Below are 8,701 nucleotides of genomic sequence, written 5' to 3'. Positions count from 1 at the left end.
GTTTGATGAAATTTTTAAGGTTATCGAGGATAATTTTCCCTCTTATGCTGGCATCAATAAAGGGATCAGATACAGGATTTTTTACCAATACCACAGCATCGACAGGCTCTTTGCCCAATTCGGCATGGAATTGTTTCAGGTATATGATGGTATGGTCAAATACTCCGTCTGAATTGTCAATGTTTACGGAAAGATTGATGTTGTTCACTGCTTCAGGAAGATCCGGATAGCGGAACATCCCATTGTTTACTTTCAGGTCGAGTACAAAGCCGGGCATCAGGCTGTCGTTGTAAATGCCTTTTACCACACCCGAAAAACTCATTTTCCCGCTTGCCTTAAGTGATTCAAAATCATTGGTATAGATCGCAGGAACGATTGAGAGCAGGTTCTTAAAGTCTGTCTGCGGGGATTTGAAGGAAAGGTCAATGACAATATCATCCGTTGGCATGGCAATATATCCTCCTGCCTTTATCCTGAAATCATTGAGCAGTATGTCGGTTTCTTCAAACGAATATTTGTAGTTGATCATGTCGATGTTGACCTTCGAATCAATGACCCCTTTGGCTTTGCTGATGTAAGCAATCCCTCCGTATTTCAGGGTGGTTTGTTCGATGTTTACATTTGTAAACAGGTCGAAAACATCCATGCTGAAATCTCCTTTCCCTGTCATATCGAGGTTTTTCAGGTCGATGACCATATCGAGGAGTTCATCATTGTAAACAAAATCGGAACGGGTGATGGTAAATTTTTTTACGGGCAGACGAAAAGTGGAAGAGTCGGTAGTGGTGTCTTCAGGCTCTTCTGAAGGCAGCATGATGTCCCAGTTGGCCAGATAATTTATGGTATCGTTCAAAACATGAAGATAGATTTTTGCCTGATCAATATTTATTTCCCTGACAGCTATTTTCCCCCTGATGGCATCACGTATATTCAGGCTGGCCGAGAATTTTCCGATGCTGGCCAGTGTGTCGCCAGCAAAAGAGTCTTTATTGGCTATGCTGATCCGGTCGATACGGATATGGAGATTGGGGAAATCTGAGAAGAGGTTGAGGTGTATATTCTCATCAAAATCAACCACTGCATTCAGGTTTTTATTGACTTCTTCCCTGATGATTCTGAGTATTTTTCCTTTGAAAATGAAGGGAGTAACAATCAAGGTTATCAAAATCAGAAAGATAATGCTACCAGAAATCCAGAAAACTTTCTTCTTCATGCCTGAAAAATTTCAGCAAAGTTATTTGATAAAATCATTTTTGGAATTGCACTAAATAGCAATAATTCAGCCGTTGAGGAAATGATTAATGGGTTATTTTCTGCTCTGTGGCAAGGCAAACTTTTAATTCGGAACCATGATCCCTGATTTTCTCAGCAATGATTAGTTCATGGTATAAAATGACCCGGGTTTTTAAATGAAAAACCCTCAAATCTTTTGAATTTGAGGGTTTTGCGGTCCGGACGGGGCTCGAACCCGCGACCCCATGCGTGACAGGCATGTATTCTAACCAACTGAACTACCGGACCAATTATATGTAAACTGGTTTTTCTCAAAACCTTTAAAGAACTTTCCTTTTAAGTGAATTTTTCGCTTGCAAAAATATTGAATTTCCTGATTCTGCAAATCAAATTTTTCTTTTCCTTTAAAAAAATTTTCTACCTTTACCTCAGAAAAAATTATCTGTTTTAAAAAACAATGTGATGAAACTGAAGTTTTTAATACTTGCACTCTGTATGTTCCCGGCTAAGCTCTTAATGGCTCAGCAAAATTCATGGACCTGTTCTTTGGGTGGAAATACTGCACTCATGTATCCCGTTATCGATGGAAATGTCCTTTATGCTGCAGGAGAAAATGTTTTTGCCGCCATTGACATCAAAAATGGTAAACCGCTATGGACTTTTAAGGCCGAAGGAATTATTGCCATGCCGCCTTTGATTGCCAATAAAACGGCTTTCTTCACCACAAAGGCCGGAAATGTGTATGCCCTCGACCTTAACCTGAAAAAACCCAAATGGACATTGAACGTGGGGGATAAGTTGATATGTACGCCATTGATTTACAAAGATTTGTTAATTGTCTATACCAAAAACTTTTTTATCGCCCTCGACAAGGAGGTTGGCCTCGATATGTGGAAAACGGAGCTGAAAACCTCCGGCTCTCCTCTGTTGAAACTATCTGGCGATGTTTTGTGCTTTTCTGACAATATGAAAATAACTGCCATCAGTCCGGCCAATGGAAAACTTTTATGGACTAATTCTTTGCCGGTTTTTGGCCAGTCCGACCTGTTGATAAACAATGAAAAGATTTACTTTACCAATGCCGACAAGCTTTACTGCCTGAATCTGGCTGACGGAAGGGAAATCTGGAAAAAAGTCATGAACAGCAATGCTTCTCCTTTGATAAATACAGTCCCCTGCATTGCTGATAACCTGCTGGTCGTTACCTGCAATCAGGAGGTCATTGCCTATACTGCCGATAAAGGGCAGGAACTTTGGCGGGTTAGCCTGAAAACTCCGGCTTCGCTTCATTCTCCTGTCATCTGTAATAACAAAATTTATGTAGCTGAGTATGGAACAAAACTCTTTTGCCTCCGGATTGATAAAGGGAAGGTAGAGCAGATTTTTGAAGCGCCTGCCAAAATGGAATCCGAATTACTGATCGAAAATAACCGCGTATATTTCTTTACCAGTGACGGATTTGCCGGTTCTTTTTATCTGGTGTCTGAAAAATAAAAAGGCTCCGGAACTGTTTCCGAAGCCTTTTGCAGGGATATTTGATTGTTTTATGGCAAAATGACTTTTACAGTTTGTGTCCCGTTTCCGCTGACAAAGCGCACAAAATAAATTCCTTCCTGTAGTTCGCCTACCTGAATATCTTTCCTGTACGCCCCGGAGGCTGATTCATCCTGTGTGAGTAAGCGGACTTTTTGTCCCCCTGCATTCAGCAGCCATATTTCTATATGGGTGCGTTGTGGAAGATAATATTCAAGCCTGAGTGTCTGGCCTGCCTGTTTGTAAGCTTTGTAAGTAGCTGATTTTCCATCGCTGACGTGAATACCAGATATGGTGGCTTCTACTTCATGGATGGCCATGTCAGCGCAGCCGTTGTGGTCGGTAACGGTTAACTTTACTTCATATTTCCCTTCTGCACTGTATGTATGTGTGGTAGTCTTGGCCGTATCGTCTGTCATATCTCCAAAATTCCATAAGCGCCATGCTACCTGACTGGTGGTATCGGTAAAAGTGAAGTTCAGCCCGTTTTGGGTATAGGTAAAACCCGGACGAGGTAGTGGATTGACATGAACCGTGATGGTCTGGCTGGTGGCCTTGCATCCATGCATATCAGTTGCATGTACATAAACAGCGTCATTGTTGTTGGGCTGGTGGTGGGTGAATTGATGAGATGCTCCGGAATAAACTGTATCTGAATTCAGTATGAAATGGTATTTTTCAAAAGTAGGAGAGGCCGTAAAACTTATGCTCTGGCCTTCGCAAAGGGTGTGGTTGTTTTTATCTGAAATCAGTTGTATATTGGGTTTCGAAAAGACGACAATGCTCTGGTTATCAGAATAATATGTACATCCGAGCGAAGATGTTCCGCTGACATATATCAAATCATTGTTGTTGAGCATGTGAGTCGAATAGGTGTTTTCTTTACCTGACTTGACAAGATTTCCGTTCAGATAAAAATGATATGCTGTCAGGCCGGCTGTAGCTTCAAAATGGACTGTTTCTCCTTCACAAACCCGGTTGGAATCGAGGTCATTTGTCAGTTTCAGACCAATGTTTTCCACTTCTATTCTGATGTTTTTGACAATCGGAGGACAGTTAAGTGCTGATGAGTCAATAAGACTTATGCTATAATTAGTTGAAACCTGTGGTTTTACCCGGAAAATGGTATCTTTTGCATAACCCTGCCCATTAAAATTCACTGCATAGGCTGATGTATGAAGCCCGGTAATCTGTATTTGAGCTGAATCCCCTTTGCAGATGATGCTGTCGTTTTCGATTTTGAAAGAAATTGGGCTGCATGATTCACTCTGGCATACATGGGTGGTAATTGAGCTTACTCCGCAGGGCGTAAAATCCTGTGCCCTGAGTTGCAATAAAACATCGGTGCTGTAAGTTAAGCCGGTAATCTGAAAATTGGTGTCTTTTCCGATGTTTATCCAAGTTTTGCCAGTATCCGTACTGACTTCATATACTTTGTCGTACGGCCTGCTGTTCCATGTGAAGGTTACCGAACTGGTGGTGCTGTTTCCGCATTTGACAACAGGCGCATTTGCCTGCTGAACGACCGCTACATTCAGGTGATTACTTTCCGATTTACATCCATTGGTGTCGAAAGCAATGCTGTACAAGTCATTGGAGGGAGACAGGGTGCTGGTGGTCAATATGTTCTGATTTCCGCTTCCGAGTTGAGCCTTGCCGTCATAAAAAGTATAGCTGCTAAATCCTGCCGTAGCAGTGAGCTGGAGTGGTGATCCGCTGCAGATACTGTCATCTGAAGCCTGTAGCTGATTGGATGATACCTGTAAAAGGGTGGTTTTAACCTCAGAGCTGACAGCCGAACATCCTGAAGAATTGGTTACTTTAACCCAGAAACTTCCGGTAGTCTTTACATTAATGGAACGTGTCTTTTCTCCTGTACTCCAGAGATAAGATAATCCGCTTCCTGATGGTGCTGTCAGAATGACTGAGTCACCGGGGCAGAATTTGGTATTTCCGCTTATGGTGATGGTAGCAGTGGGCAAGGCATTTACAGTTATATTTACTGTTGCCGGCAATGATTTTCCTTTTGAATTGGTAGTTATAAGGGTAATTGTTTTGCTTCCCGCAGAAGAATACACCACAAATGGATTCTGGCTGGTAGAAGAGGAGGGATCCCCTCCCGGCATCGACCATTCAAAACCGCTTGGGCTATTATTGCCACCTCCTGTCAGAAACAGCGTATCACCAACACATATACTTGTTTTTGAGGGAGTTATTGTTGCTGTTGGTAATAAACTGCTGACACTGAAAGTCCAGTTTTTCGAATAGATCTGATCTCCGCTGGTTAGTCCGTTTCCATTGGCAGCATTGACGACTGCATAAAATTTTATATCTCCAACATTACTGGATGGGGCTTTCCATTGGAATGACCATGAGTTGCTCCCTGAACCTGAAGTTCCTGAACTGGTTTGCACAACGTATTCCTTGCTCCCGCTGGTTAATTTCTGAGTTTTGGCTGAGTTGGTAATCGTAAAGCTTCCTGCCATCGTATTATTGGAAGAACGAAGTGCTGTAATTTCAAATCCCCACGTATTGATTCCCGATTGTGAATGACTCAATGTGATGGTATAAACGGAGTCGGGCAAATAACCTGTTCCGGGAATATCAGTGTTTAACGTCATATTCGACCAGTTGCTTCCGGAGGTTATCAGTGTTCCGCTATGACAGCTCGTACAGTTGTTTTCCCCGGGGGCATTGGTCATACCAGCAGGAGGCCCTCCTGAATAAGTAATGGCTTTATAACTGATAAATGTCAGGGTTAAAATGATAAACAATGCACCCAAATAAATAAATGTGTAATTTTTTCGTATCATACTGAGATTGTTTAGATTAATTTATTTCAACAATAATTAGACCAATTATAAATAGTAACAAATATCAAAACTTGATTATTTTTGCCACAAAAAAATACCATGAAAAAAGTTAAAGATTTGCTGTTTTCGATGCAACTGACAGGGATGTTGCTGGTTGTTTTCGGAGTCGTCATTGCAGTAGCTACATTTATAGAAAATGATTTTGGTACCCGTGCCGCCAAAGTTCTGGTGTACAATTCAAAATGGTTTGAGTTTTTATTGTTACTGATTGCGGTCAATATGCTCGGAACGATTATCGTTCGTAAAATGTACCGCATTGAAAAGCTTACGATTTTTGTTTTTCATATTGCGTTCATAGTCATAATTTTAGGTGCAGGAATTACCCGCTTTTTCGGATTTGAAGGTAGTATGCATATCAGGGAAGGAAAAAGCAGTAACTCCATGCTGTCAACCACGCAATACCTGACAGTGGAAATGGAACAGGACGGCAAGAATTTTATTGCTGAGAAAGAATACATGGCCGCACCCGTGAGGTCAAACCGACTGAAAATGAAAATCAAACTCAATGATCATCATATTGTTGTCAAAAGCAAAGAGTTTATCCCAAATGCCTATGAGACGCTGGTAGAAAGCCCGGATGGTAAAACCATCATGCATCTGGTTCTTTTTGACGGAGTTGAACGTCAGGATTTGTTTATCCCGAAAGGTGAAATACGCGAGGCAGCCGGATTAAGGTTTTCACTGGATTCCAAAGAAGAAGCTGATGTGAAAGTTTTTACTTCCGATACAGGTAATTACTTCACTTCCAATAATATAACCGGTTGGTATAACATGATGAGAGATACCGGAGGCCAGATTTATCCCGACACACTGGTTCCTTTCCAGAAAATGATGATATACAATATCGGGGATATTAAATTTGTCATGGATAAATTATTGCCTTCCGCCAAAGTCGAACTGAAGAGCGCTGGCAAGGAAGCCCGTCACTACGATGCAGTTCTGGTCGATGTCGATGTCGATGGCATTGTCAAAGAGGCCGTTTTATATCATGTCCCGGGAAATTACGGTAAGCGGGTTAAACTGAAATTTGATAACCTGATGCTAACCTTGTCTTACGGGGCTAAAACCCTCTATCTTCCTTTCGAACTCAAACTGAATGATTTTATTCTTGAAAGATATCCGGGTTCTGAAAGTCCATCTTCCTTTACGAGCGTGGTTACCCTGATGGATAAAGAACGGAACATCAATCGTGAAACGAAAATATTTATGAATAATGTGCTGAATCATCGCGGATACCGCTTTTTCCAGTCTTCCTACGATAAGGATGAAAAAGGAACTATCCTTTCCGTAAACCATGATTTCTGGGGAACAACGGTTACGTATCTGGGCTATATTCTGCTGTTTATCGGCATGGTACTTTCGCTGCTGAACAAAAACAGCCGATTTGCTGCCATGCTCAGATACAAAGCTGCCAAAACCACTTTGGTTGCTTTGGTGTTTTTGCTTTCTTTTCCCCTTGTTAACATGGCCCAAAGCAATACTGCAAAATATACCCCACCTTCCGTGGCACATGCCGAAAAATTCGGTCAGTTGCTGGTTCAGGATAATTCCGGCAGAATCGAACCCATAAACACCCTGGCTTCGGAGGTGTTAAGAAAAATTGCCCGTAAAACCTCTTTCAATGGCATGACCCCTGAGCAGGTACTGCTCGGTATGATGACTGACCCGGAATACTGGAAAACAGTTCCTATCATTAAGGTAACCCATCCGAAAGTGAAGGAAATTATAGGTGTAAGCGGAAAAAGAGTTTCCTTTAATCAGGTAGTTGATTTTGAAAATGAGAGAGGTTATCTGCTTGAAAAATATGTTAACGAAGCCTACGAGAAAAAACCTGCTGAGCGAAATAAATTTGACAAGGACGTGATGGCTGTGGATGAACGCCTCAATATTTGCTACCTGATTTACATAGGTAAATTCATGAAAATTTTCCCGGCTGCCGATGATCCTGATAATAAGTGGTACACAGCTGCCGAGGCTTTCCATACTTTCACCGGAAAAGATACCACCTTTATCAGGCATTTTATGTCTGTTTACGGCCAGTCTGTTAAAAAAGCCAGCGAAACAGGGGATTGGAAAGATGCCGATTTCCTGCTTAACGGTCTGAAAATGTTTCAGGAAACAAATGGAAAAAACATAATTCCACCCAAAAGTAAAATCAAACTCGAAATTTTTTACAACAAACAAAACATTTTCAATAAACTCGAGGGATTTTATGGTTTATTCGGCTTTTTACTGTTGCTGATTCATTTTGTCAATCTGCTGATACCAAAATTTAAGATGAGATGGATCATCATTATTTCCACCACCATTGTCATTATTGCATTTTTAATGCATACAGCAGGGCTTGGCATACGCTGGTATATTTCGGGGCATGCACCATGGAGCAATGCGTATGAATCTATGGTCTTTATCGCCTGGGCGACCGTTCTGGCCGGGATTGTCTTTGTCAGAAAGAGTCCCATCTCATTGACGGCCACTGCTTTACTCGCTTCAATGATTCTTTCGGTAGCTCACCTGAACTGGCTTGATCCGGAAATTACCAATCTGGTTCCTGTGCTGAAGTCTTACTGGCTGGTCATTCATGTGGCTATTATTACTTCGAGTTATGGCTTTCTGGCATTGGGCGCCCTGCTCGGATTTTTCAGTCTGCTTGTGATGATTTTAATGGGGAAAAACAATCATCAGCGTCTGATGGATAAGGTCAGGGAGATGACCGCAGTCAATGAAGTAACCCTGATTGCCGGATTGTACCTGCTTACCATAGGTACTTTTCTTGGTGGTGTTTGGGCCAATGAATCATGGGGACGCTACTGGGGCTGGGACCCGAAAGAAACCTGGGCTTTGGTAACGATTGTGGTTTACACTTTCATCCTCCACATGCGTATGATCCCCGGTCTGAAAGGTATCTTTGCCTACAACCTTGCTTCCCTGATCGGTTACGGCTCGGTAATCATGACCTATTTCGGTGTTAATTATTATCTGTCGGGGCTTCATTCCTATGCTTCCGGAGATCCGGTTCCTGTTCCGGCATTTGTATATTATACCGTTGCCGTGATTTTGAT

Annotated in this window: 4 protein-coding genes and 1 tRNA gene; 2 read left to right on the top strand and 3 right to left on the bottom strand. The window is 41.9% G+C overall.

Features of this window, described 5'->3' with window-relative positions:
- Both GX437_11175 and GX437_11170 read right to left on the bottom strand, forming a co-directional pair.
- Nucleotides 1-1,213, bottom strand: a 1,213-nt coding sequence (locus tag GX437_11175; GenBank protein ID NLJ08222.1) for an AsmA family protein, incomplete at its 3' end; no start/stop codon positions are given.
- Between the two features lie 234 nt (nucleotides 1,214-1,447).
- Nucleotides 1,448-1,521: transfer RNA gene (locus GX437_11170), tRNA-Asp, on the bottom strand.
- Between the two features lie 174 nt (nucleotides 1,522-1,695).
- On the opposite strand from GX437_11170, the gene GX437_11165 reads away from it, so the two are divergent.
- Complete coding sequence (locus GX437_11165; GenBank protein ID NLJ08221.1) at nucleotides 1,696-2,727, top strand: PQQ-binding-like beta-propeller repeat protein; 1,032 nt, start codon at nucleotides 1,696-1,698, stop codon at nucleotides 2,725-2,727.
- Between the two features lie 50 nt (nucleotides 2,728-2,777).
- On the opposite strand, the gene GX437_11160 is transcribed toward GX437_11165, so the two are convergent.
- On the bottom strand, nucleotides 2,778-5,579 hold the full coding sequence (locus GX437_11160) for a PKD domain-containing protein (protein ID NLJ08220.1): 2,802 nt from the start codon (nucleotides 5,577-5,579) through the stop codon (nucleotides 2,778-2,780).
- A gap of 99 nt (nucleotides 5,580-5,678) precedes the next feature.
- On the opposite strand from GX437_11160, the gene ccsA reads away from it, so the two are divergent.
- Nucleotides 5,679-8,701: cytochrome c biogenesis protein CcsA (ccsA, locus tag GX437_11155; protein NLJ08219.1), on the top strand; the 3,023-nt coding region annotated here is incomplete at its 3' end.

It is taken from the genome of Sphingobacteriales bacterium (genome assembly GCA_012517435.1).
In the GTDB taxonomy this organism is placed as follows: Bacteria; Bacteroidota; Bacteroidia; order CAILMK01; family JAAYUY01; genus JAAYUY01.
Note: the sequence above shows the minus strand (reverse complement) of the source record. Positions and strands in the feature narration are given on the sequence as shown.